The organism is Streptomyces sp. NPDC047880, assembly GCF_040706515.1.
In the GTDB taxonomy this organism is placed as follows: domain Bacteria; phylum Actinomycetota; class Actinomycetes; order Streptomycetales; family Streptomycetaceae; genus Streptomyces.
The window spans coordinates 127,891-152,321 of sequence record NZ_JBEZOK010000009.1; the positions used below are offsets into that span (position 1 = coordinate 127,891).

Below are 24,431 nucleotides of genomic sequence, written 5' to 3' on the forward strand. Positions count from 1 at the left end.
GTCTGATGTCGCGTGCAGCGCTGCTCGTCCTGGCCGATGGACGGTTTCCCGCCGGGGGTCATGCGCATTCCGGGGGTGCCGAGGCGGCGGTCAAGGCCGGGCGGATCGAGGGCGCGACGAGTCTGGAGGCGTTCTGCCGGGGGCGGTTGCACACGGCGGGGCTGGTCGCGGCGGGCCTCGCGGCGGCTGCCGCCCTCGGGATCGACCCCGTCGCGCTCGACCGTGCCGCGGACGCCCGTACGCCGTCGCCCGCCCTGCGGGTCGCCGCGCGCAAACTGGGGCGGCAGCTGCTGCGGGCGGCCCGTGCGACCTGGCCGTCCACCGAACTGGACGTACTGGGGCGCGAGTTCCCCAAGGGCGCCCATCAGCCCGTGGTGCTCGGGCTGGCGGCGCGGGCGGCGGGGCTGGGACCGGTTGACGCGGCCTATTGCGCGGCGTACGAGAGTGTGAGCGGGCCCGCCTCGGCGACGGTGCGGTTGCTGAGTCTGGATCCGTTCGACGCGACGCGGGTGCTGGCCCGGCTGGCGCCGGAGGTGGACCGGGTCGCGGACCGGGCGGTGGAGGCGGCCCGGAAGGCGGTCGCCGAGGGGCCCGAAGCGTTGCCGGCCGGGTCGGCGCCGCTGCTGGAGATCGGCGCGGAGGCGCACGCGGGGTGGCCGGTACGGCTGTTCGCCTCGTAGCCGCCCTCCGAACGCCGTGCAGACCGCCCCCCCGGGGCGCGGGGAACTGCGCGACCAGCGCCCACCCACCCGCACTCCACACCAGCGCCCACCACCCACCTTCAAGGAGCCGCACATGCACCTCGACCACACTCACGACGGCCCCACCACCGTGAGCGCGGACGCCCACCGCCCCGACGGCACCCGCAGAGCGCTCCGCATCGGGCTCGGCGGCCCCGTGGGGTCCGGGAAGACCGCCACCGTCGCCGCGCTCTGCCGGGCGCTCAGGGACGAGCTGTCGCTCGCCGTCGTCACCAACGACATCTACACACGGGAGGACGCCGAGTTCCTGCTCCGCGAGGCCGTGCTGCCGCCCGAGCGGATCACCGCCGTGGAGACGGGCGCCTGCCCGCACACCGCGATCCGGGACGACATCTCCGCCAACCTGGAGGCGGTGGAGGACCTGGAGGACGCGGCCGGGCCGCTGGACCTGGTGCTCGTGGAGTCCGGCGGGGACAACCTCACCGCGACCTTCTCCAGGGGGCTCGTCGACGCGCAGATCTTCGTCATCGACGTGGCAGGCGGCGACGACATCCCACGCAAGGGCGGGCCGGGCGTGACCACCGCCGACCTGCTTGTCGTCAACAAGACCGACCTCGCCCCGTACGTCGGCTCCGACCTCGCCCGGATGGCCGCCGACGCCAAGGCGCAACGGGCCGAACTGCCGGTGGCCTTCCAGTCGTTGCGCAGCGAGGCCGGGGTGGCGGACGTCGCCGCGTGGGTGCGGTCGCGGCTCGCCGAGTGGACCGCGTGAGCCTGCGTGCCGGTGCCGGTGCCGGTGCCGGTGCCGGTGTGCGGTCCGTGGCGCGGATCGTCGCCCGGGACGACGGGCGGGGCGGGACCTCCCTGCCCGTGCTGGAGAGCGACGGGCCCCTGGCGCTGCGACGTACCCGGGCCGTCGGCGCCGGGGCGAGGGTCATGCTGGTGGGCGCGATGAGCGGGCCGCTCGGCGGTGACCGTTTCACCGTGGAGGGCCGGGTGGAGGAGGGTGCGCGCCTGTCCGTCGGGTCGGCCGCGGCCACCATCGCACTGCCCGGACAGACCAAGGGCGACGCCCGGTACGACGTCCGGCTCACCGTCGCCGGCCAGGGCGAACTGCACTGGCTGCCGGAGCAGTTGATCTCCGCCCAGGGCAGTGACCTGTATGCCACCACACGCGTCGAACTCGCCGCCACGGCCCGTCTCGTGCTGCGCGAGGAACAGGTGCTCGGGCGCGTCGGTGAGGAACCCGGCCGGCTCACGAGCCGTCTGACCGTGCGCGTCGCCGGACAGGCCGTGCTCGACCAGGAACTGGCCTGCGGGCCCGGTGCGCCGGGCGGCTGGGACGGCCCCGCCGTGCTGGCCGGGCATCGCGCAGTCGGTCAACTGCTGGTGGTGCGGCCGGAGTTCGCCGCCGAGCCGGTGACGGCCGCAGTGCTGGGGGAGGGGGCCTCGCTGGTGCCGCTCGCCGGGCCCGCCGCGCTGGTGACCGCGGTGGCGCCGGACGCCCTCCGGCTGCGCCGGCTGCTCCACGAGGCCCTCGCGTCGCTCCCGCGGGCCTAGGCGTCCGTAGAGCAGAATCACCTCTCCGTTTATCGGATTGGCAAAGAAGGACGCCCGACCCTTTTGTCAGGGACCGCACAACCGGGAGGATCCTCCGTACTGATCTCGACGAGGTACGGGGAGGTCCCCCTTGAGGGGTTCGAGACCGAAGAGGCGGGTGGCGGTGCTCGGTTCGGCCGGCGCGCTCGTCACGGCCACGCTGATAGCCGGTGCCGTCGCGGCGCCCACCGCGAACGCGAACGCGAGCGCGGGCAGCGGCCACGGCCAGGACCGGGAGGCCCGCGGCACCGCGCTCGCCGCCGCCCGGGCCGCGAAGGCGGGCATCGACTGGCAGGACTGCCCGGCCGACTGGAACCTGGCCAAGCCGATCCAGTGCGGGTACGTCACCGTGCCGCTCGACTACGCCAGGCCCCACGGCAAGCAGATCAAGCTCGCCGTCGACCGCATCGGCAACACGGGCACCCAGGCCGAGCGGCAGGGCGCCCTCCTGTACAACCCCGGCGGCCCCGGCGGCTCCGGGCTGCGCTTCCCGGCCCGGGTCACCAACAAGAGCGCCGTCTGGGCCAACGTGGCCAAGGCCTACGACTTCGTGGGCTTCGACCCGCGAGGCGTCGGCAAGTCCACGCCGATCTCCTGCGTCGACCCGCAGGAGTTCGTCAAGGCCCCCAAGGCCGACCCGGTGCCCGACTCCGAGGCCGACAAGCTCGCCCAGCGCAAGCTGGCCCGCGAGTACGCCGAGGGCTGCCAGGAGCGCAGCGGCGCCATGCTGCCGCACATGACCACGCTGAACACCGCGCGCGACCTCGACGTCATCCGCGCCGCCCTCGGCGAGAAGAAGCTCAACTTCCTCGGCGTCTCCTACGGAACCTACCTGGGCGCCGTCTACGGCACCCTCTTCCCGGGGCACGTGCGCCGCATGGTCGTCGACAGCGTCGTCGACCCCTCCCGGGAGAACATCTGGTACCAGGCCAACCTGAACCAGGACGTCGCGTTCGAGGGCCGCTGGAAGGACTGGCAGGACTGGGTCGCCGCGAACGACGCGACCTACCACCTCGGCACCACGCGCGCCGCCGTCCAGGCGAAGTGGCTGGAGCTGCGCGCCACCGCGAAGAAGAGCCCCCTCGGCGGGGTCGTCGGCCCGGCCGAGCTCATCTCCTTCTTCCAGAGCGCCCCGTACTACGACTCCGCCTGGGCGCCGGTCGCGTCGGTCTTCAGCAAGTACGTCGCCGGTGACACCCAGGCCCTCGTCGACGCCGCCGCCCCCGACCTGTCCGACACGGCGGGCAACGCGGCCTCGGAGAACAGCAACGCCGTCTACACGGCCGTGGAGTGCGCCGACGCCGAGTGGCCCACGAACTGGCGCACCTGGGACCGGGACAACACCCGGCTGCACCGCGACCACCCCTTCATGACCTGGGCCAACGCCTGGATGAACCTGCCGTGCGCCACCTGGCCGACCAAGCGGCAGACACCGCTGAACGTCAAGACCGGCAAGGGCCTGCCCGGTGTGCTCATCGTCCAGTCCGAGCGGGACGCGGCCACCCCGTACGAGGGCGCCGTGGAGCTGCACAAGCGGTTCAAGGGCTCCCGCATGATCACGGAGAAGGACGCGGGCTCCCACGGCGTCACCAGCCTGGTGAACCCGTGCATCAACCCCCGGGTGGACAGCTACCTGCTCACCGGCAAGCTGGACGGCGCCGACGTGACGTGCACGCCGCACGCCACGCCGAAGCCGTAGCCGTCGTCCGGCGGTGGTGAGGGGCGGCCGGGACACCGGCCGCCCCTTCCTCATGTCCGCCGGGCCGCGAACCAGGCGTCCTCCGCCGCGTAGTCGAAGAGGTCCGGGTAGGCACGGGCGAGGGTCGGGAACGCCTCCCGCCAGTCCTGCTCCGACAGCCGGCGGGTGAGCCACTCGACGGTCTCCGGCAGGTTGTCCGGGTAGGTCACCACCGGCCGGTAGCCCAGCTCCCGTTCCGCGGCGGTCATGTCGCACACCACCGGCAACTCCACCGACCAGGGCGACCTGCCCACGGACGCCGGCGCCGGCCCGTCCAGGAGAACGGTCCGCGTCTCCACGCCCATGACCGTGTCCACGGCCGCACCGATCTCCGACACGGTCGGCGGCCGTGGATCGCAGGCGTTGAGCACCCGCGAGCCCGGCCTGGCCGCCGCCAGCCGGATCAGTTCGGCGATGTTGCGCGCGGCCGAGGGGTGGAAGACGCTCTCGCCGCGGAAGGCGAGGATCCGCCTGCGCCGGCCGTCGAGGTTGCGTTTGACGAAGTACAGCTCGCGGGGGAGCGGGCTGTACGGCCCGTGGATCGCGCCCGGGCGCAGCACGGTTGTGGGCAACCGGTCGCCCACCGCCAGCAGTTCGCGCTCCAGGGCCGCCTTGCCGGTGCTGTACGTGGCGTCTCCCGGCGGGACCGTCGCCTGGTCCTCCGTGATCGGCACGGGGTATCGCGGGAGCCCGTCCGGCTCGCTCATGGTGTCGAAGCCGCGGCCCGTGCCGTCGTCGTACACCGACACCGTCGACACCACCACGGCCGCCCCGATCCGGTCGGCCAGATCCGTCAGCTGCCGTGCGTGCCGGGCCGAGTAGGCGACCAGGTCGACCACGAGGTCGCAGCCGTCGCCGATCAGCCCGGCGAGTGCCGTGTCGTCCTCACGGTCCAGCCGCCGCGTCCGCACCCCGCCGGGCAGGCCCTCGTCCCGGCCGCCGCCACGGGAGACGGCCGTCACCTCCCAGCCGTCCTTCGCCAGGGCCTCCACCGCCGGCCGGCCGATCTGTCCGCCCGCCCCGATCACCACAGCACGTCTCATGCCGCGACCGTAGATCGCCGGGCACCGGCCGGGAACCGGCTTCTGCCGACAGCAGAGGTCAACTGAGCGGCATGCGCCGGAACTTCCGCTCCTTGGTGGCGGCGGCCTCCTCGGCCTTCACCACGGCCGCGTACCGGTCGACGTACTCCTGCTCGGAGAGGGAGAGGATCGCGTACATGATCTCGTCGGTGATGGCACGCAGGACGGCCTTCTCGTTCTCCATGCCCGCGTAGCGGGAGAAGTCCAGGGGCTTGCCGAAGCGGATCATCACGGGGTGGAGGTGGGGGATGACCTTGCCGGGCGGCTGGGCCTCGAAGGTGCCGATCATCGCGCAGGGGATCACCGGGACACCGGCCTTGAGGGCCATCACCGCCACCCCCACCTTGCCCTTGTACAGCCGGCCGTCGTGCGAGCGGGTGCCCTCCGGGTAGATGCCGAGCAGCTCGTCCTTGGCCAGCACGCCGAGGCCCTCGCGGATCGCGGCCTGCCCCGCGTCCTTGCCGGAGCGGTCGACGGGGATCTGCCCCGCACTGCGGAAGAAGAAGGCCGTCAGCCTGCCCTTGATGCCCGGCCCCGTGAAGTACTCGGCCTTGGCGAGGAAGGTGATGCGCCGTTTGAGGATCGCGGGCATCAGGAAGTGGTCCGAGAACGACAGGTGATTGCCGGCGATGATGGCGGCGCCCTCCGCGGGCACGTGCTCCAAGCCCTCTATTCGAGGCCGGAATACCAGTCGCAGCAGCGGGCCCAGAAGCACGTATTTCAGCAGGTAGTAGAACAAAGCGGGCGCTCCTCGACTCTCGCGGTGGACTCAGCCGCCGCGTTCCAGCAGGTCAACCGGCATGTCGTGGGGTGCCAGTGTAGGTGCAGGCACGGCCACCGGGCACCTCGTGCGGGCGGACCGCACAGATCCTTCGCCAATTGACTGATGGTCAGTCAGGCAGGTGCATACGGTGGTGCTCATGCGGCTGGGGAGGACCGCGGGAACAGCGTGCTGCGCCACCCGGGTGACGGGCAAGCCGAACGGGTGGCCTGGCGGGATACCGGGGGTGCGTGGCGGGCCGGTGGCTCTTGCCGACGGGCGGCGGCTGTGGGCCGGTGGCCCCGGCCGCCCCGGCGAGTAACCTGCCACACATGCGGATCTCTGTTTCCTCGGACATGGACGAACCCGTCGCCCGCTCCCTGGTGGCCGCCCTGCGCGAGCGCGGGCACGACGTGCGCCTGCACGGGGCGCTGCGCCCGGGCGACGATCCGCAGTGGGCGGTGTGCTCCGAGGCCGCGGCCCGCGAGGTCGCCGACGGCACGGCCGATCAGGCGGTGGTGTGCTGCTGGACCGGCACGGGCGCCTCGATCGCGGCGAACAAGGTGCCCGGCGTGCGGGCGGCCCTCTGCACGGACGCCTACACGGCCGACGGGGCGCGCCGCTGGAACGACGCGAACGTGCTCGCGCTCAGCCTGCGCCTGACCTCGCAGCCGCTGCTGACGGAGATCCTGGACGCCTGGTTCGCCGGTGAGCCCAGCGCGGACGCCGAGGACCGGCAGAACGTCGACCGCCTCCGGCTGCTCGACCACGGCAAGGCCCGGATGTAGTCACAGGCGCACGATGATCAACGCGGTGTCGTCGGTGGCGCCACCGTGCGGCAGCAGCTCCGACAGCACGGTGTCGGCGAGCGTCTCGGGGTCCTGGTCCCGATGGTCGCGCAGGGCGTCGGCGAGCCGGTACAGGCCCTTGTCGATGTCCTCGTGGCGCCGCTCGATCAGGCCGTCGGTGTAGAGCACGAGCGTGGCGCCCGGCGCGTACGTGGTCTCGGCCTGGGGTCTCGGGATCGGGTCGGGGCGGGCGTCCAGCGGGGTGTCCGTGGCCTGGTCGAGGAACTCCGTACGGCCGTCGGTGTGAATGAGCACGGGCGGGGGATGTCCGGCGCTGCTGTAGGTGATGAGGTGGCGGTCGCAATCGATGAAGGTCGTGGCGGCGGTCGCCGACTCGGCCCCGTCGATGACGTGGGCGTAGCGCCCCAGCACGTCCAGGGCCTGGGCCGGCCCGTCGGCGACCCGGGAGGCGGCGCTGAGCGCACTGCGCAGCTGCCCCATCACCCCGGCGGCCTCCAGCCCGTGCCCGACCACGTCGCCCACTGCCACGCCGATCCGGTCGCCGCCCACCAGATCGACCAGGTCGTACCAGTCACCGCACACGTTGAGAGCGCCCACGGCGGGCCGGTACCGGACGGCGGTCCGGTGGCGGCGGACCTGCCGGGGTGCGGGGAGCATCGCCCCCTGGAGCGCCAGTGCCACCTCCCGCTCCCGGGAGTGCGCCTGGCGCAGTCGCTCGTTGAGCTCCTGCAGCTCACGGGCGCGCGTGTACAGCTCGGCCTCCAGCACCCGGGCCCGGCCCCGGTTCCCCGAAGGTCCGCCCCGGGCCCGGATCAGCTCGGTGACCTCCTCCACGCGGTGCAGGATCAGCACGACCTTGCCGTCCGGGCCGAGCAGTGGCGCGTTCACCGGGCTCCAATAGCGCTCGTGCCACTCGCCGGGCCGCGCGGTGTCCTCGACGTCGTAGCGCTGCAGGGCCATGGCGTCGCGCTCGCCGGTGGCCAGGACGCGGTACAGCGAGGCCTCCAGGTTGCGCATGCCCGTCGCGGCCGGGTCGTTCGGGTTGTCCGGGAAGACGTCGAACAGGTACTTGCCGATCAGCTGCTCGCGGGAGCGGCCGGAGACGCGGACGAACTCCTCGTTGACGTCCGCGTACACGAGGTCGGGCGTCAGGAGCGCCACCATGCCGGGCAGAGCCTGGAACACCGCACCGTAGTCGATCGCCGTCTCTGCCATGGCTGCCGCCTCACCGCCGCCGGGGTCACACCAGTTTCGCACGGTATGGGCGAACCTCGACCGGCCTCAGTCAGGGAGATCTGCCAGTGACTGCTCGGCCCAGATGACCTTGCCCTCGGGGACGAACCGCGTCCCCCACCGCTGGGTGAGCTGGGAGACCAGCAGCAGCCCGCGCCCGCCCTCGTCGGTCGTACGGGGATGGCGCAGATGGGGCGCGGTGGCGCCGCCGTCGAGGACCTCGCAGACCAGGGCGCGTTCCCGGATCAGCCGGAGCCGGATGGACCCGGTGGCGTACCGGATGGCGTTGGTGACCAGTTCGCTCACCACCAGTTCCGTGGTGAAGGCCAGATCCTCCAGGCCCCAGTGCGCGAGCTGGCCGGTGGCCGTGCGGCGGGCTTCGGCGACCACGGCCGGATCCGCGGGCAGGTCCCAGGCCGCGACCTGGCCGGTGCCGAGACGTCTCGTCCGGGCCATCAGCAGGGCCACGTCGTCGTACGGATGGGCCGGGACCAGGGCGTCGACAACGGACTGGCAGTACGACTCGAGCGGACCGCCTCGCTCCAGCGCCCGGCGCAGCCGGTCCCGGCCCGCGTCGACGGCCCAGGTCTCGCCCCGCGCCAGCAGCCCGTCGGTGTGCAGCGCCAGTGTGCTGCCCTCCGCCAGGGAGAGCTCGACCGCCTCGAAGGGCGGGCCGCCCACCCCGAGCGGCGGCCCCTGCGGCAGTTCGACGAACACGACCGAGCCGTCGGACCGGACCACGGCCGGGGCGGGATGCCCCGCCGCCGCCATGGCACAGCCGCCGTCGACGGGGTCGTAGATCACGTACAGGCAGCCGGAGCCCACGGACTGCGTGCCCGGAGCGCCCACCGTCCCGGGCTCCGCGCCTTCCTCCCGCGCCGAACGCGCCACCAGGTCGTCGAGGTGCGCCAGCACCTCCTCCGGCGGCAGATCCAGAGCCGCCAGGGTCCGTACGGCGGTCCGCAGCTGCCCCATGGCCGCGGCGGCGTCGATGCCGTGCCCGGGCACCTCGCCCACGACCAGCGCCACCCGCGCCCCCGACAACGGGATGAGGTCGTACCAGTCGCCCCCGAGACCGGTCAGCTCGTCGGCCGGCCGGTAGCACGCGGCCACCTCGACGGCGTCCTGCTCGGGCAGCCGGTGGGGGAGCAGGCTGCGCTGCAGAACCAGCGCGGCGTCCCGCTCACGGGTGTAACGGCGGGCGTTGTCCACGCAGACGGCCGCGCGGGCGACGAGGTCCTCGGCCAGCCGCAGGTCCTCCTCGTCGAAGTGCTCCCGCTCCCGGCGCCGGTAGAAGGTCGTGATGCCCAGGGTGATGCCGCGCGAGCGGATCGGCACGGTCATCACGCTGTGCAGGCCGAGCTCCAGGAACGTGGCCCGGCGGCCGCTCGGGGTGCTCGTGGTCCAGTCACGGGTCAGCGGGTCGAGCCGCTCCGAACGCCAGGAACGCCCCGTGGCCAGACAGCGGAACGGCGGCGTGCCCGCCCGGAAGGCCACCCCTTCGCCGACCTCGATGACGGCATCCACGAGGTCGGCGTGCGCGGACCGGTAGCCGGAGCGGCGCAGCTCCACCGGTTCCTCCGAGTCCGCGAGCGGCCCGGGCGCCGGCTCGCCGCCCCGCAGCACCGACTCCAGCAGGTCGACGGTGACGAAGTCGGCCAGCCCCGGCACGGCCACATCCGCCAGTTCCTGCGCGGTGCGCGTGAGGTCGAGGCTCCGGCCGATGCTCTCGCCCGCCCGGTCGAGCAGCGCCAGCCGCTGTCGCGCACGGTGCCGGTCGGTCATGTCCACGACTGTGTAGTACACGCCGATGGGATGGCCCCGGTCGTCCTCGAGCCGGGTGAACGACAGCATGTGCGCCGTCTCGTGCAGCGGGGCCGAGCGCAGGTGGCCCACGTGCTCGTAGCCGACCACCGGCTCGCCGGTCTCCAGCACGTGCCGCATCTGCGCCTCGACCGCCTGGGCGTCCGTCCCTGGCTGCACGTCCGCGAAGCGCAGCCCGAGCCGGCGCGCCGCCGGACCGCCGCCGAACTGCTCCAGGGCGGCGTTCGACCACACGAAACGCAGGTCGGTGTCCACGATCGCGATACCGACCGGGGCGTCCGCCGCCATCTGTTCCAGGACCGTGCGGCTCATGTCCCAGCCGGGGGCGGCCTCGGACATCTGCGACAGGAGCATCAGCCAGCGCACACCGCCCTGCGCCTCCTCGGCCGCGGTGATCCGGGCCGCGACCCGCACCGGCTGCCCGTTTCTGCGGCGGGCCGTCAGCAGCCCCGTCCAGCCGCCGTCCCTGCGGCACCGCTCGACCAGGTCGGGTACACGCTCGGCGTCCTCTCCGACCAGCAGGTCGGCCAGCTTCCTGCCGACCGCCTCGGAAGCCGGGTACGCCAGCAGCCGCCGGGCATCGCTCGTCCAGCCCGTCACCACGCCCTGTGGGTCGAGCAACAGGGGCGCCGCGTCGGCCACGTCGAACCGTTGCCGGGCAACGCCGTACACCTCGTCTGCGCCCACGGCCGACCTCTCTGTCGCTGAGAGTGGTCTACCACCTCTTGCCTCAATCTTCACCCTTCCGGCCAGGAGGGGCGGCTTGTACAGGGCCGGCCGGGGCGGGACAGCGGGTGCGGTGGGAGGCGTTCCGCCGGGCGGAGGAGAGGCACCCGAATCGAGCACGCCCCCACGCACAAGCCTCGGCCCCTGCCCCTGAGCCTCGGCCCCTGCCCCGACCGGCTCTCTGCGCCCCCGGCGCCCGAGCACGGCCGTCCACCCTGGTGCCCGAGCCGTCCACCCCGGTGCCGAGCGCCGCGGTCCCCTCCCCGGTGCCCAGCGCCGTCGCCCACCTCGGTGTCCGGTCCGACCGCCCCTGTGCGCTGCCGCTCCGAGCGGGCCGCTCACCCCGGTGAACGGCCCGACCGCTACTGTGCGCCCGCCCTTCCGAGCGCGCCGCCCCACCCCGGAGTCCGGCCGGACCGCCCCTGTGCGCCGCCGCTCCGAGCGCGCCGCCCCCCGAGGTCTCGGACCCGCCCCGACCAGGCTCTGTATCCCGGCGTCCGGCGCGCCCCGCCCCCCCCCGAAGCCCGGCCCTGGCCCGGCCTCGTGGTTTACCCCAGTGCCTTCTCCAGCGCCCCGAGTGCGCCCGTCAGCTCCTCACCCGTGATGGTGAGCGGTGGGGCCAGGCGGATCGTGGAGCCGTGGGTGTCCTTCGCCAGGACCCCCTGCCGCATGAGACGTTCGCTGATCTCGCGGCCCGTGCCGAGCGCGGGGTCGATGTCGACGCCCGCCCACAGGCCGCGTGAGCGGAAGCCCACCACGCCCTTGCCGACCAGCCCCGTCAGACCGTCGCGCAGGATCTCGCCCAGTTCTGCCGCCCGGCGCTGGTACTCGCCCGTCTCCAGCAGCTCCACCACCGCCGTGCCGACCGCCGCCGCCAGCGGGTTGCCGCCGAACGTCGAGCCGTGCTCACCCGGGTGCAGCACCCCGAGCACCTCCCGGCGCCCGACCACCGCCGACACCGGCACGATGCCGCCGCCCAGCGCCTTGCCCAGCAGCAGCACGTCCGGCACCACCGGCTCGTGCTCGACCGCCAGCGTGCGGCCCGTGCGGCCCAGACCGGACTGGATCTCGTCCGCGATGAACAGACAGCCCTTGCGGCGGGTCAGCTCCCGCACGCCCGCCAGATAGCCGTCGCCCGGGATGATCACCCCCGCCTCGCCCTGGATCGGCTCGATCAGCACCGCCGCCGTCGTCTCGTCCACCGCCTCTTCCATCGCGGCCAGGTCGTTGTACGGCACCACCCGGAACCCAGGGGTGAACGGCCCGAAGCCCGCCCGGGCCGTCTCGTCCGTGGAGAAGCTGACGATCGTCGTCGTACGGCCGTGGAAGTTGTCCGCGGCGACCACGATCGTCGCCCGGTCGGCCGGCACGCCCTTGACGTCGTAGGCCCACTTGCGGGCCACCTTCACCCCGCTCTCCACCGCCTCCGCACCGGTGTTCATGGGCAGCACCATGTCCATGCCGGTCAGTGCGGCCAGCCGCTCCGCGAACTCGGCGAGCCGGTCGTTGTGGAACGCGCGCGAGGTGAGGGTCAGCCGGTCGAGCTGGCGGTGGGCCGCCTCGATCAGCGCCGGGTGCCGGTGGCCGAAGTTGAGGGCCGAGTAACCGGCCAGCATGTCGAGGTAACGCCGCCCTTCGACGTCCTCCACCCACGTGCCCTCGGCGCGGGCGACGACCACCGGCAACGGGTGGTAGTTGTGCGCGAGGACCGGCTCCTCCGCGCGGATCAGCTCCTGGGAGCCACGCGTCTGACGCGGGGCACGGCCTCCCTGCGGGTCCTCGGTGCGGACGGGTGCGGTCATGAGCGGATCTCCCGGATCTCCTGGGTGCAGCACTTGATGCCGCCACCGGCCTTGTGGAACTCGGACAGGTCGACGGGGACGGGGACGTAGCCACGGCCGGCCAGTTGCCCGGCCAGGCCCGTCGCCCCCGGTGAGATGAACACGTGGCGCCCGTCGGAGACGGAGTTGAGCCCGAACGCCATCGCGTCCTCACGGGTGGCGAGCACCGCGTCCGGGTACAGCCGGGCCAGCACCTCGCGACTGCCCGGCGAGAACGCCTCGGGGTAGTAGACGATGTTCCCGTCGTGCCCGTCGTCGAGGACGAACAGCGCCGTGTCCAGGTGGTAGAAGTACGGATCCACCAGCTTCAGGCTGATCACCGGCGTCCCGAAGTACTCCTGCACCTCGCTGTGGGCCTCCCGGGCCGTACGGAAGCCCGTCCCGGCCAGGATCCAGCGGCCGGCCGGCACCAGGTCGCCCTCACCCTCGCACACCGACTCGGGGTGGTAGACGTCGTAACCCTCCGTCTTGAACCACGCCTCGTACGGCACGGACTCGGGACGGCGTTCGGGCGCGTGGAAGAGCGCCCCGAAGACGCGGCCGTCGACGACGACCGCCGCGTTCGCGGCGAAAACCATGTCCGGCAGACCGGGAACGGGTTTCACACTGTCCACGGTATGGCCGTGGGCACGGTAGGTGTCGACCAGCGCCTGCCACTGGTCCAGGGCACGGATGACGTCGACGGGTTCGTCGGGATGCATCCACGGGTTGATCGCGTACTGCACGGCGAAGTGTCTGGGCTCGCAGACGAGGTAGCGCCGCCGGCGCGGCACACGGGATTCGGGCACAGAGGGGTCCCTCCGCTTCCTCACGGTGTGTGACTGGTGATTGACACAACGGTAGAAAGTGGCGACCGTGGCCGACAAGAAACAAAGATTGCGCGTTCACGCAGGAACGCTGCGTCTTGAAGCCGCTCAGCGCACGTCTGCTGCGCTGCCTCCTACCCCCTCAGGGGCCGGATGACTCGCCCCCGCCTCCGGGCTCTCCGGCAGCAGGTGGGACAGCACCATCACACTGATCGTCTTCCGGATGAACGGCTCCTGCCGGATCCGTTCCAGCACCTCCTCGAAGTGCTCCACGTCCCGCGCCCGCACGTGCAGCAGCGCGTCCGCGCCGCCGGTCACGGTCATCGCCGCGGCGATCTCCGGGTAGTCCCGCACCACCTCGGCCAGCCGCCGCGGCGGGGCGGCGCCCTCGCAGTACACCTCGACGTAGGCCTCCGTGCGCCAGCCCAGCGCCGACGGCTTCACCGTCGCCGAGAACCCAGTGATCACGCCCGTCTCGCGCAGGCGGTCGACCCGCCGCTTGACCGCCGTGGCCGACAGCCCGATCGCCGTGCCGATCTCGGCGAACGACGTCCTCGCGTTCGCCATCAACGCGGTGATGATCTTCCGGTCGAGTTCGTCGAACGGCGTGGACCTGCTGTTCATGCGGGCACTGTATCCACCGGCATCCCGGCCCGCGCCCCGTCGGCCCGTGCACCGCATCGGGCGCGAACGTCCCCCCCCGGCACATGTACCAGACGTTCGGATCCCCCCTACACTCCGGGTTCATGCTGCGCGCCCTGGCTGTCGACGACGAACGCCCCTCGCTGGAGGAACTGCTCTACCTCCTGCACGCCGACCCGCGCATCGGCAGCGCGCAGGGCGTGGGCGACGCGACCGAGGCGCTGCGCCGCATGAACCGCGCCCTGGAGTCCGGCCCGGGCGGGCCCGATGCCATCGACGTGGTCTTCATGGACATCCAGATGCCCGGCCTCGACGGCCTCGACCTCGCGCGGCTGCTCACCGGCTTCGCCCGGCCGCCGCTCGTCGTGTTCGTCACCGCCCACGAGGACTTCGCCGTGCAGGCCTTCGACCTCAAGGCCGTCGACTACGTCCTCAAGCCGGTCCGCAAGGAGCGGCTCGCCGAGGCCGTCCGCCGGGCCGCAGAACTGCGTGTCGCCGCCCCCCGCATCCCCGTCCACGAACCCGATCCGGACCACATGCCCGTCGAACTCGGCGGCGTGACCCGCTTCGTCGCCGTCGACGACATCACCCACGTCGAGGCCCAGGGCGACTACGCCCGCCTGCACACCGACAAAGGCAGTCACCTGGTGCGCATCCCGCTGTCCACCCTGGAGGAGCGCTGGCGCACCCGCGGCTTCCTCCGCATCCACCGCCGTCACCTCGTCGCACTGCGCCACATCGGCGAACTCCGCCTCGACGCGGGCACCGTCAGCGTCCTCGTCGGCTCCGAGGAGCTCCAGGTCAGCCGGCGCCACACGCGCGAACTGCGCGACCTGCTCATGAGGAGGCCCTGACGGTGCCCCAGGACCACACCGAACGCCGTGTCGTCGTCACCGGCCCGCCCCGGCAGACCGGCCCGCACGCCCGGCTCCGCTCGCGCGGGCGATACCCGCAGACCTCCTCCCGCTCCTACCGTCCGCGCACCGAGATCGACGAGCAGACCACCCTCGGCCACACCTACGTCCGCTCCCTGATGCGCACCCAACTGCGTGCCGCCCTCACCGTGTTCACCGTCCTCGGCCTGCTCGTCGGCCCGCTCCCGCTGCTCTTCGCGGCGATGCCGGGCGCCCGTCGTCTGGAATGGGCCGTCCTGGGCTTCGGCCTCTACGTCCCGCTGGTGCTGCTCGCCCGCTGGTACGTCCGCCGGGCCGAGCGCAACGAACGCGACTTCGTACGCCTGGTCGAAGACCGCTGACGCCCCACCGATGAACCCCGGCCCTCGATGAACTCCAGCTACGCCATACCCGCCGTCGCCCTGGTCGTCGTCGCGACGGTCCTGGTCGGCGCCTTCGGCCTGCGCATCTCCCGCACCACGTCCGACTTCTACGTCGCCTCCCGTACCGTCGGCCCCCGCCTCAACGCCACCGCCATCAGCGGCGAGTACCTCTCCGCCGCCTCCTTCCTGGGCATCGCGGGCCTCGTCCTGGTCCAGGGCCCCGACATGCTCTGGTACCCGGTCGGCTACACCGCCGGCTACCTGGTCCTGCTGATCTTCGTGGCCGCCCCGCTGCGCCGCTCCGGCGCCTACACACTCCCCGACTTCGCCGAGGCGCGCCTCGCCTCCCAGGCCGTACGGCGGCTCGCAGGCGCCTTCGTCGTCGGTGTCGGCTGGCTGTACCTGCTGCCCCAGCTGCAGGGCGCCGGGCTGACCCTGACGGTGCTGACCGGGGCTCCCGACTGGCTCGGCGGGGTGATCGTCGCCGTCGTCGTGACCGCCACCGTCGCCGCCGGCGGCATGCGCAGCATCACCTTCGTACAGGCCTTCCAGTACTGGCTGAAACTCACCGCCCTGCTCGTCCCCGCGCTCTTCCTGGTCCTCACCTGGCAGAGCGACGGAGCGCCCCGGCACGCCTTCGACGAACCGGCCACCTTCCGCGAGCAGCGCCTCGTCCGCGTCGCCGACGCGGTCGACCTGAGGCTGGAACGGCCGCTGAGCGTCACGGTGACCGGCACCGTCGACGGCCGCACCCACACCGGCACGCGCCTGGAACTCACCGCCGGAACCCACCACATCGAGCGCGGCACCCGGCTCACCTTCCCCCGGGGCGCCGCCGTCCCCGAGGCCCGGCGCAGCGGCGGCGGCGACCTGTCCCCGTCGCAGGCCGAAAGCCGCGAGGAACGGCCGCTGTACGCCACGTACGGGCTGATCCTCGCCACCTTCCTCGGCACCATGGGCCTGCCGCACGTCGTGGTCCGCTTCTACACGAGCCCGCACGGCGTCGCCGCCCGCCGCACCACCGTCGCCGTCCTCGGCCTGATCGGCGCCTTCTACCTGCTGCCCCCCGTCTACGGCGCCCTCGGCCGCCTCTACGCACCCGAACTCACGCTCACCGGCGACCCGGACGCCGCCGTCCTGCTGCTGCCCGACCGCATGATCGGGGGAGCGGGCGGAGACCTGCTGGGCGCGCTGGTCGCCGGGGGCGCCTTCGCGGCATTCCTCTCCACGGCCTCGGGCCTGACCATGGCGGTCGCGGGCGTCCTCACCCAGGACGTCCTGCCGTCCCGCGGCGTACGGTACTTCCGGCTCGGCACGGTCCTCGCCATGGCCGTGCCCCTCGCGGCGAGCGTCCTGGTCGGCGGGCTGCCGGTCGCCGACGCCGTGGGGCTCGCCTTCGCCGTCTCGGCGTCCTCGTTCTGTCCGCTGCTCGTCCTCGGCATCTGGTGGCGGCGGCTGACCCCGCCCGGCGCGGCCGCCGGGATGCTGGTCGGCGGCGGCTCCGCGCTGCTCGCCGTCGCCGCGACCATGGCCGGCTACCCGGGCGAGGGCGCCGCCCTGCACGCCCTGCTCGCCTGGCCCGCGCTGTGGTCGGTGCCGCTGGGTTTCCTGACCATGATCATGGTGTCCCTGGCCACCCCCGGCCGGGTCCCGCCCGGCACCGCGGCGGTCCTGGCCCGGTTCCACCTGCCCGAGGAACTGCGCTCGGAGGTGACGGCGTGAGCGATTTCCTGGCAGGTCTGTGCGTCGGCGTGCTCCCGGTGCTCGCCCTCGGGGTCTGGCTCGGACGGCGGACGGCACGGGCCAAGAGCCTCGCCGGCCTCGGCACCCCCGTCGAGCACGCCACGTTCGAGACCCTGCACACGGCGTCCCTCGCCGCGCCCCCGCTGCGGGCCGGGCTGACGGAGGAGACCGCCCGCAAGTCCGCCCGCAAACTGCGCTCCCTGCTCGGCACGCACGCCCTGTGCCTCACCGACCGCACCGAAGTCCTGGTGTGGGACGGCGACGGTGCGCACCACCGTGACGAGATCATGGACCGCCTCGCCGGCGCCCTGGAAACCGGCCGCGGTGAGGCCTTCCGGCTCAGCTGCGACAGCCTCGACTGTTCGGTGCGCTGGGCGGTCGTCGCCCCGCTCACCGTCGACGACCGGGTGCACGGCGCGCTGGTCGCCTGCGCGCCCCGCGAGTCGGCGGTGCTCGTCCGGGCCGCCGGTGAGGTCGCCCGGTGGGTCTCCGTCCAGCTGGAGCTGGCCGATCTCGACCAGTCCCGCACCCGGCTCATCGAAGCCGAGATCAAGGCACTGCGGGCCCAGATCTCGCCTCATTTCATCTTCAACTCGCTCGCGGTGATCGCCTCCTTCGTCCGCACCGACCCTGAGCGCGCCCGCGAGCTGCTGCTCGAATTCGCCGACTTCACCCGTTACTCGTTCCGCCGGCACGGCGACTTCACCACCCTCGCCGAGGAACTCCACGCCATCGACCACTACCTGGCGCTGGTCCGGGCGCGCTTCGGCGACCGCCTGTCCGTCACCCTCCAGATAGCGCCGGAGGTGCTGCCGGTGAGCCTGCCGTTCCTGTGCCTCCAGCCGCTCGTCGAGAACGCCGTCAAGCACGGCCTGGAGGGCAAGGCCGTGTCCTCGGGCCGGTGCCGCATCCAGATCACCGCCCAGGACGCGGGCGCCGAGGCCCTGGTCGTCATCGAGGACGACGGCGCCGGCATGGACCCCGGCCTGCTCCGCCGCATCCTGGCCCGCGAGGTCAGCCCCTCGGGCGGCATCGGCCTGTCCAACGTCGACGACCGGCTCCGCCAGGTCTACGGTGACGACTACGGCCTCGTCATCGAGACGGCCACCGGCGCCGGCATGAAGATCACAGTCCGGCTCCCGAAGTACCAGCCCGGTGTGCACTCGGCGGGCCGTCCGGCCCGGGAGTGAGGTGTCAGGTGCTGCGCGTCGTGACCACCAGTCCCAGGGTGATCAGACCCAGGACGACCCAGCCGAACCACAGCCAGCCGTTGCTCCCGAGCGCCACCGTGTAGGCCGTCACCACGACCAGCCCGCCCAGCGTGAGCGCTCCCATGGTCTTCGTCGCGTTGGAACCGTTCGTGGAACCGGGCATCGCAACACCCCTCCTCAGGGTCCGGTCCCTCCATGGTGCCCGGCGGACGCCCGGCGCGCACGGCCCGTACCGAAAGGTCCTCAGCGCCCCTGCGTGTTCAGAGAGGCCAGGTAGGCGTTGTACGCCTCCAGCTCCTTGTCCCCGTCGCGGTCGGCGGCACGGTCGGTGCGCCGGGCCTGTCGCTGGTCCGAGGCGTACCACTGGAACAGCAGGGCCACCAGCACCAGCACGGAGGGGATCTCGCTGAAGGCCCAGGCGATGCCGCCCGCCGCGTTCTGGTCGGACAGCGCCTCGATGCCGAGCGAGCCGGGCGGGTTCTTGAACGTCTCGACCATCGGCTCGGACGCCATCATCAGCGCGATCCCGAAGAACGCGTGGAAGGGCATGCCCGCGAACAGCTCCAGCATCCGCATCAGGTAGCCCGGGCGGTGCGGGCCCGGGTCCACGCCCATGATCGGCCAGAAGAACACCAGGCCGACGGCGAGGAAGTGCACCATCATCGCGATGTGGCCCGCCTTGGAACCCATCAGGGTGTCGAAGAGGGGCGTGAAGTACAGCCCGTAGAGGCTCGCGATGAACAGGGGGATCGTGAACGCCGGGTGCGTGACGATCCGCATGTACCGGCTGTGCAGGAACATCAGCAGCAGCTCACGCGGCCCCTTGCGGCCCCGTCCCGCCGTGGGCAGGCCCCGCAGCGCCAGCGTGATCGGCGCACCGAGCAGGATGAGGATGGGCGACACCATGCTGATGACCATGTGCTGCACCATGTGCACGCTGAACATGACCATGCCGTAGTCGTTCAGCCCGGTGCACATCATGAGCATGATGCTCAGCACGCCCAGGACGAACGCGACCGTACGCCCCACGGGCCACTTGTCCCCGCGCCGGACGAGCCGCGCGACGCCCCATCCGTACAGGGCCAGCCCGGCCAGGCACGCGACGAGGAAGAACGGGTCCGCCGACCACTCCAGACCTCGCCCCAGCGTGAACGGCGGCAGATCCATGGTCATGCCGTGCCCGCTGTGATCCATTCCGCCGGCTCCTGTTTCGTGGGGGTGTGCAGCAAGTTGTCCGCCCACAAGAGTAGAACCGCCCCCGGTCGTGGTTACGACCGGGGGCGGTCCGTCGTCCCTCAGGGGCGCGGGGAACCGCGCGAGCGGCCACGCACACCCCGCACCCGGCAGATCAGCTCAGCCTCAGAGAACGGTCTCCGCCTCGGCGTACCGCTCGTCCGGCACCGTCTTCAGCGTCTCCACGGCCTCCGCGAGCGGCACCATCACGATGTCGGTGCCGCGCAGCGCGGTCATCTGCCCGAACTCCCCCCGGTGTACGGCCTCCACCGCATGCCATCCGAACCGCGTGGCCAGCACCCGGTCGTAGGCGGTCGGCGTACCGCCCCGCTGCACGTGCCCGAGGATCACCGGCCGGGCTTCCTTCCCCAGCCGTCCCTCCAGCTCCACGGACAGCTGCCGGGCGATCCCGGCGAACCGCTCGTGCCCGTAGATGTCCTTGCCGCCCTCGTCGAACTCCATGGACCCGGCCCGGGGCTTCGCCCCTTCCGCCGCCACCACGATCGCGAAGCGCTTGCCGGCCTCGAACCGCTCGCCGACCCGCCTGGTCAGCTCCTCTATGTCGAAGGGCCGCTCAGGCACGACGATGGCGTGTGCACCGGCCGCCATGCCGGAATGCAGGGCGATCCAGCCGGTGTGCCGGCCCATGACCTCCACCACCAGGACACGCTGGTGGGACTCGGCGGTGGTCTTCAGCCGGTCCAGGGCCTCGGTCGCCACACCCACGGCCGTGTCGAAGCCGAACGTGACGTCCGTGACCGCGATGTCGTTGTCGATCGTCTTCGGCACACCCACGACGGGCAGACCGCTGTCGGACATCAGCCGGGCGGCCTTGAGCGTGCCCTCGCCGCCGATGGGGATGATCGCGTCGAGGCCGAGCTCCTCGACATGGCCCTTGGCCCGTTCCACGCCGTCCCGCAGATGGGAGGGCTGGACCCGGGAGGACCCGAGAATGGTGCCGCCGCGGGCGAGGATGCCGCCCACCGCGTCGAGGTCGAGCTTGAGGTAGTCGCACTCCAGGAGGCCCTTCCAGCCGTCCCGGAAGCCGATGACCTCGTCGCCGTGGTCGACGACGGCACGGTGCACGACGGACCGGATGACGGCGTTCAGGCCGGGGCAGTCGCCGCCGGACGTGAGGACACCAATGCGCATAGCCCGAAATACCTTCTCAACGTGGGCCGGGGACCGGACCACGTTGTCCGGCTGGAATCCCCGCCACCCTAGCGGCATCGAGGGGCCGGACCGAAGCACGCGTCCGCCTGCTGGACGACCCCGCTCACCTGTGCGGATGGGCCGTCATACGGGCTGTTGACCAGCAGGTTGACGCGTACCTCGGGCACTCTCTTCCAGCGTGCGCACCACCACCTCTTCCACCTGGGCGTCGGTGATGGTGCGGGGCACGCCGGGACGCGGCTCGTCGGACAGGCCATCGAGACGGCGTTGCAGAAATCTGGTCCGCCACCGGCTCACGGTCCCGCGATCGGTGTCCAGCCGCGCGGCCACCGCGGTGTTGTTCAGCCCGTCCGCGCAGGCCGGCACGATCCGTGCCCGCTTGGCCAGACCCTGTGCGGTTGTCCGCCGTTTGGCCCACCCCTGCAACACCAGCCGCTCGTCCTCGGTCAACACCAGCGGTTGCAGCCTGCTGTCCCCCATTCCTCAAGCAGACCGCAGCCGCCAGCCGCTGTCACCGCCCGAGCCAGAATCTGAAACGAACCACAACTCACGTGGCGAGACGTGAACTCAAGACCATGTCACTAGGCGGGCTGCTGAGCAGCGGCGATGCGCTCGTTGCGCAGGGCCTCGTACCAGCGGTCGTCCGTCGGCGGCAGCGCGTTGACGTCGAGGGCCAGCTTCAGCAGCAGGTCCGCGATCAGCGGGTTGCGGGCCAGCACCGGCCCGTGCATGTACGTGCCGAAGACGGTGTCGTTGTACGCGCCCTCCGTCCCGTCGCCCGTGCCGTTGCCGTTGCCGAAGCGCACCCGGGCGAGCGGGCGGGCGGTGGGGCCCAGGTGGGTGACGCCCTGGTGGTTCTCGAAGCCCGTCAGCGGGGGCAGGCCGAGGCGCTGGTCGATGTCGCCCAGCACGTCCCCGACGCACCGCGCGCCCTCGCCGCGCACCGACACCACGTCCAGCAGCCCGAGGCCGGGCTCGCGCTGGCCGAGGTCGTTGATGAACTCGTGGCCGAGGATCTGGTAGCCGGCGCAGACCGAGAACACGATGGCGCCGTTCTCCACGGCCCGGGTCAGCCCGCCGTCCCGGCGCAGCCGCTCGGCGGCGAGCCGCTGCGGCCGGTCCTCACCGCCGCCGATCAGGTAGATGTCGCCGGAGGTCGGGATCGGCTGGTCGCTGCGCACGTCCAGCCGGGCCACGTCCAGGCCGCGCTGCTGGGCCCGGCGTTCGACGACGAGCACGTTGCCCTGGTCGCCGTAGGTGCTGAGCAGGTCGGGATAGATCCAGACGACCCGCAGTTGGTTGTCGCTCACAAAAGTCCCCTGACGTCTCGTGCTCAGTTGCCGACGCGGCGGCGCAGGTCCTGGAACGCCGTGTAGTTGGCGATGACCTCGATCCGGCCAGGCGGGCACGCCGCCACGGCCTGGTCGAGGTTCTCGTAGACCTGGAAGTGCTGGTCGGCGACCTCCAGGCGCACCGCCAGGTCCAGCCGCCGGTCGCCGACGACGCAGATCGGGTGGCCGGTCAGACGCGAGTAGTCGACGTCCCACAGCCAGGAGGTGTCGGTGCCGTCGGCGGAGCGCGCGTTCACCGACAGGATGACCGGGGTGGGCGGCGGGTCGATCAGGGAGAACGTCTCCAGCCAGCCGGCCGGGTTCTTCGCCAGCAGCAGCCGCAGGTCGCGGCCCTGGAACTGGACGACGTCGTACCGCCCGGCCACCGCCTGCACCTGGTACATGCGCTCCAGCGCGACCTGCGGCGGCACCCCGAACACGGCCGCGACGGCGGCCGAGGAGGCGGCGTTGGCCTTGTTGGCACGGCCGGGCAGCTGGAGATGGATCGGCCAGGCCGAACCGTGCGGGTCGAGCACGTGGTCACCGGAGAGCGCCCAGCTCGGGGTGGGGCGGCGGAAGCCGCACTCGCCGCAGAACCAGTCGTCGCCGGGGCGCTGCATCACGCCACCGCACGACGGGCAGGACCAGGCGTCGTCCTTCCACATCTGCCCGGCTGCGACCCAGATCACATTGGGGGAGGACGACGCCGCCCACACCACCAGCGGGTCGTCGCAGTTGGCCACGACCACGGCCTTGGAACCCGCGAGTCCCTCCCGCCAGTTCTCGGCGAGCATGCGGGTCTCGGCGGCGCGGTCGAGCTGGTCGCGCGAGAGGTTGAGCAGGGCGATGCACTTCGGGGCGGTGTCCCGGGCGACGCCGGCGAGGTACTTCTCGTCGACCTCGATCACGCCGTAGCGCGCGTCCGAGCCGCCCGCGAGCGCGGAGGTGATGCCGGCCGGCATGTTGGCGCCGAGCGCGTTCGAGACGACCGGTCCCGCCGCGCGCAGGGCCTCGGCGATGAGCCGGGTGGTGGTGGTCTTGCCGTTCGTCGCCGAGACCAGGACCACGTCCAGGTTCTGTGCGAGCCGGGCCAGGAGCTCGGGGTCGAGCTTGAGCGCCACCCGGCCGCCGATCACCGAACCGCTGCCGCGCCCTGCGGCGCGCGATGCCGCCGCGACCGCCTTGCCCGCGGTCACGGCCAGCTTGGCCCGCGGCGAGAGCGGGTCCGAGTTGCCTGCCATCAGTTCTCGATCCTCCTTGCGTACGCGCCGCGCCTTGAAGCCTGACGGCCACGTGGTGTGGACCTCAGCCTATCGAGATCCATTCGCACTCCCGAACCGTGGCACTGTGGCGAACTCGTGTGGGAGACGCGGACCGACAGGACCTTACTCTTGCCGCCATGCGACACAGCTCCATCCCCGGCGCCCACGGCCGCGTGAGACCCCTCACCCTGCACGGCGACCCGCTCCTGCACTCGCCCTGCGCGGAGGTCACCGACTTCGGCCCCGAACTGGCCCGGCTCGTCGAGGACTTGTTCGCGACGATGTACGCCGCCCAGGGCGTCGGCCTCGCCGCCAGCCAGGTCGGCGAACCGCTGCGGGTCTTCGTCTACGACTGCCCGGACGACGAGGATGTCCGCCATGTCGGCCATGTGGTCAACCCTCGTCTGACCGAGGCGGACGGCGTCGTGATCCGGGGTCCCGAGGGCTGTCTGTCCCTCCCGGGCCTGGAAGCGGGCACGGAACGCCACGACCACGCGGTCGTCGAGGGCTTCACGGTGACGGGAGAACCTGTCACCGTCCACGGCACGGGCTTCTTCGCCCGCTGCCTGCAGCACGAGTGCGACCACCTGGAGGGCCGCATCTACGCGGACCGTCTGACCGGCTGGCGCCATCGCCGGCTGATGCGCCAGGTGGCCAGGTCCTCCTGGCGCCGGGATGTTTAGTTCGGGAGCGCGGGGCCGTGTGCGACGTGCGGCTCCGCCGTGTGGTGCGCGAACACCCGCACCGGCCGTCAGCCGCAACGCAACGGTCAGAACCCCGGACCGCCGACCCGGTCCGCCACAGCCGCGAGCCGCCCCCACAGCAGATCGGCCAGACTCCGTACCAACTCCGCGCGGGAACAGGGCCGTTCCCCCAGCCACCAGTCGCCGGCCGCATGCATCATGCCGACGATCCCGTGGCCCCACACCCGGGCCAGCTGCTGCCCGCCCGGCCCGAGATCCAGCCGCTCCTCGATGACCTGCGCCAGCTCCTCGCCCATGCGCCGCAGCAACGGCGCGCTGTGCTTGCCGACGTCGAACCCCTGGTCCCCGGGCCCGCCGCCCTCCGCCGGGTGCATCAGGAACCGGTATACCTGGGGCCGCGCCTCGATCGCCGCGAGGTACGTGTCCAGCGTGGCCTCGACCCGCTCCCGGCGGTCCGCCGGCGCGTCGAGTGCCGCCCGCAGCGAGTCCAGCAGGGCGTCCGTGTGCCGCATGGCGAGAGCGGCGTACAGTCCGCCCTTGTCGCCGAAGTGCCGGTAGAGAATCGGCTTGGTGATGCCGGCCTCCGCCGCGATCGCGTTCATCGAGGCCTGCGGGCCGTCGCGCAGCACCACCCGGTCGGCAGCCTCCAGCAGCTCACGCCGGCGGCGGTCGGCGGACCGTTGCTGATCGGTCCGCTGCGTGGTGTCCATGGTCTCTCCCCACCCGTGCTGTTTCCA

The 24,431-nt window shown here is 72.4% G+C and carries 24 protein-coding genes; 10 read left to right on the top strand and 14 right to left on the bottom strand.

What is annotated here, in order from left to right; genetic code table 11:
• Positions 1–5: 5 nt before the first annotated feature.
• The 4 genes from AB0937_RS16500 (at position 6) to AB0937_RS16515 (ending at position 3,999) form a co-directional block, all read left to right on the top strand.
• Positions 6–680 carry an urease accessory UreF family protein gene (locus AB0937_RS16500; protein WP_366712370.1) on the top strand — a complete coding sequence of 225 codons (675 nt, stop codon included), beginning with the start codon at positions 6–8 and terminating at the stop codon, positions 678–680.
• A 115-nt stretch (positions 681–795) separates the two neighbouring features.
• Positions 796–1,473 (top strand): urease accessory protein UreG, encoded by a 678-nt coding sequence (gene ureG, locus AB0937_RS16505; protein ID WP_366712371.1) that lies wholly within the window; start codon positions 796–798, stop codon positions 1,471–1,473.
• Complete coding sequence (locus AB0937_RS16510; protein ID WP_366712373.1) at positions 1,470–2,261, top strand: urease accessory protein UreD; 792 nt, start codon at positions 1,470–1,472, stop codon at positions 2,259–2,261. The genes ureG and AB0937_RS16510 overlap by 4 nt, the downstream gene beginning before the upstream one ends.
• A 130-nt stretch (positions 2,262–2,391) precedes the next feature.
• Positions 2,392–3,999 (top strand): alpha/beta hydrolase, encoded by a 1,608-nt coding sequence (locus AB0937_RS16515; RefSeq protein WP_366712375.1) that lies wholly within the window; start codon positions 2,392–2,394, stop codon positions 3,997–3,999.
• A gap of 50 nt (positions 4,000–4,049) precedes the next feature.
• On the opposite strand, the gene AB0937_RS16520 is transcribed toward AB0937_RS16515, so the two are convergent.
• Together AB0937_RS16520 and AB0937_RS16525 are read right to left on the bottom strand one after the other, a co-directional pair.
• Positions 4,050–5,081, bottom strand: coding sequence for an NAD(P)-dependent oxidoreductase (locus AB0937_RS16520; protein ID WP_366712377.1), 1,032 nt, complete (start codon positions 5,079–5,081; stop codon positions 4,050–4,052).
• 58 nt (positions 5,082–5,139) lie between these two features.
• Positions 5,140–5,859 (bottom strand): lysophospholipid acyltransferase family protein, encoded by a 720-nt coding sequence (locus AB0937_RS16525; protein ID WP_366712378.1) that lies wholly within the window; start codon positions 5,857–5,859, stop codon positions 5,140–5,142.
• Between the two features lie 353 nt (positions 5,860–6,212).
• Between AB0937_RS16525 and AB0937_RS16530 the strand changes: the two genes are divergently transcribed.
• Entirely contained in the window at positions 6,213–6,668 is a 456-nt protein-coding gene (locus AB0937_RS16530) for an RpiB/LacA/LacB family sugar-phosphate isomerase (RefSeq protein WP_366712380.1), read from the top strand.
• Here AB0937_RS16530 and AB0937_RS16535 read toward each other — a convergent pair whose 3' ends face one another.
• From AB0937_RS16535 to AB0937_RS16555, 5 genes are all read right to left on the bottom strand, one after another.
• The gene (locus AB0937_RS16535) at positions 6,669–7,904 is read right to left on the bottom strand and encodes a SpoIIE family protein phosphatase (RefSeq protein ID WP_366712381.1); all 1,236 of its coding nucleotides are present in this window, start codon (positions 7,902–7,904) and stop codon (positions 6,669–6,671) included.
• A gap of 66 nt (positions 7,905–7,970) precedes the next feature.
• A complete protein-coding gene (locus tag AB0937_RS16540) occupies positions 7,971–10,433 on the bottom strand; it encodes a SpoIIE family protein phosphatase (RefSeq protein ID WP_366712382.1) in 2,463 nt (820 codons plus the stop codon).
• A 587-nt stretch (positions 10,434–11,020) separates the two neighbouring features.
• Positions 11,021–12,274: an ornithine--oxo-acid transaminase gene (gene rocD, locus AB0937_RS16545; protein ID WP_366712384.1), complete on the bottom strand. Its 1,254-nt coding sequence runs from the start codon at positions 12,272–12,274 to the stop codon at positions 11,021–11,023.
• The gene (gene ddaH / locus AB0937_RS16550; protein WP_366712385.1) at positions 12,271–13,101 is read right to left on the bottom strand and encodes a dimethylargininase; all 831 of its coding nucleotides are present in this window, start codon (positions 13,099–13,101) and stop codon (positions 12,271–12,273) included. Before ddaH ends, rocD begins: the two co-directional genes overlap by 4 nt.
• Before the next feature lie 126 nt (positions 13,102–13,227).
• Positions 13,228–13,743, bottom strand: a complete 516-nt coding sequence (locus AB0937_RS16555; protein WP_366712386.1) for an Lrp/AsnC family transcriptional regulator — start codon at positions 13,741–13,743, stop codon at positions 13,228–13,230.
• A 122-nt stretch (positions 13,744–13,865) separates the two neighbouring features.
• Here AB0937_RS16555 and AB0937_RS16560 point away from each other — a divergent pair, with 122 nt between their 5' ends.
• From AB0937_RS16560 to AB0937_RS16575, 4 genes are read left to right on the top strand one after another with little or no spacing between them, the layout of a single operon-like run.
• Entirely contained in the window at positions 13,866–14,615 is a 750-nt protein-coding gene (locus AB0937_RS16560; RefSeq protein WP_366712387.1) for a LytTR family DNA-binding domain-containing protein, read from the top strand.
• A 2-nt stretch (positions 14,616–14,617) separates the two neighbouring features.
• Positions 14,618–15,016: a hypothetical protein gene (locus AB0937_RS16565; protein WP_366712389.1), complete on the top strand. Its 399-nt coding sequence runs from the start codon at positions 14,618–14,620 to the stop codon at positions 15,014–15,016.
• 27 nt (positions 15,017–15,043) lie between these two features.
• A complete protein-coding gene (locus AB0937_RS16570) occupies positions 15,044–16,759 on the top strand; it encodes a cation acetate symporter (protein ID WP_366712390.1) in 1,716 nt (571 codons plus the stop codon).
• On the top strand, positions 16,756–17,970 hold the full coding sequence (locus tag AB0937_RS16575; protein WP_366712391.1) for a histidine kinase: 1,215 nt from the start codon (positions 16,756–16,758) through the stop codon (positions 17,968–17,970). Before AB0937_RS16570 ends, AB0937_RS16575 begins: the two co-directional genes overlap by 4 nt.
• Before the next feature lie 4 nt (positions 17,971–17,974).
• On the opposite strand, the gene AB0937_RS16580 is transcribed toward AB0937_RS16575, so the two are convergent.
• The 6 genes from AB0937_RS16580 to AB0937_RS16605 all read right to left on the bottom strand — a co-directional run bounded on the left by AB0937_RS16580 (position 17,975) and on the right by AB0937_RS16605 (position 22,969).
• On the bottom strand, positions 17,975–18,154 hold the full coding sequence (locus AB0937_RS16580) for a hypothetical protein (protein ID WP_221758929.1): 180 nt from the start codon (positions 18,152–18,154) through the stop codon (positions 17,975–17,977).
• An 80-nt stretch (positions 18,155–18,234) separates the two neighbouring features.
• The gene (locus AB0937_RS16585; protein ID WP_366712393.1) at positions 18,235–19,185 is read right to left on the bottom strand and encodes a cytochrome c oxidase assembly protein; all 951 of its coding nucleotides are present in this window, start codon (positions 19,183–19,185) and stop codon (positions 18,235–18,237) included.
• A gap of 165 nt (positions 19,186–19,350) precedes the next feature.
• The gene (locus AB0937_RS16590; protein ID WP_366712395.1) at positions 19,351–20,376 is read right to left on the bottom strand and encodes a 6-phosphofructokinase; all 1,026 of its coding nucleotides are present in this window, start codon (positions 20,374–20,376) and stop codon (positions 19,351–19,353) included.
• Positions 20,377–20,520: 144 nt separating this feature from the next.
• Positions 20,521–20,877 (bottom strand): helix-turn-helix domain-containing protein, encoded by a 357-nt coding sequence (locus AB0937_RS16595; RefSeq protein ID WP_366712397.1) that lies wholly within the window; start codon positions 20,875–20,877, stop codon positions 20,521–20,523.
• Between the two features lie 101 nt (positions 20,878–20,978).
• On the bottom strand, positions 20,979–21,707 hold the full coding sequence (locus tag AB0937_RS16600) for a type 1 glutamine amidotransferase (RefSeq protein WP_234749448.1): 729 nt from the start codon (positions 21,705–21,707) through the stop codon (positions 20,979–20,981).
• A 23-nt stretch (positions 21,708–21,730) separates the two neighbouring features.
• The gene (locus AB0937_RS16605) at positions 21,731–22,969 is read right to left on the bottom strand and encodes a MurT ligase domain-containing protein (protein ID WP_366712399.1); all 1,239 of its coding nucleotides are present in this window, start codon (positions 22,967–22,969) and stop codon (positions 21,731–21,733) included.
• Positions 22,970–23,127: 158 nt separating this feature from the next.
• On the opposite strand from AB0937_RS16605, the gene def reads away from it, so the two are divergent.
• Positions 23,128–23,673, top strand: a complete 546-nt coding sequence (gene def / locus AB0937_RS16610; RefSeq protein ID WP_366712401.1) for a peptide deformylase — start codon at positions 23,128–23,130, stop codon at positions 23,671–23,673.
• An 86-nt stretch (positions 23,674–23,759) separates the two neighbouring features.
• On the opposite strand, the gene AB0937_RS16615 is transcribed toward def, so the two are convergent.
• A complete protein-coding gene (locus AB0937_RS16615) occupies positions 23,760–24,404 on the bottom strand; it encodes a TetR family transcriptional regulator (protein ID WP_366712402.1) in 645 nt (214 codons plus the stop codon).
• Positions 24,405–24,431 lie beyond the last annotated feature (27 nt).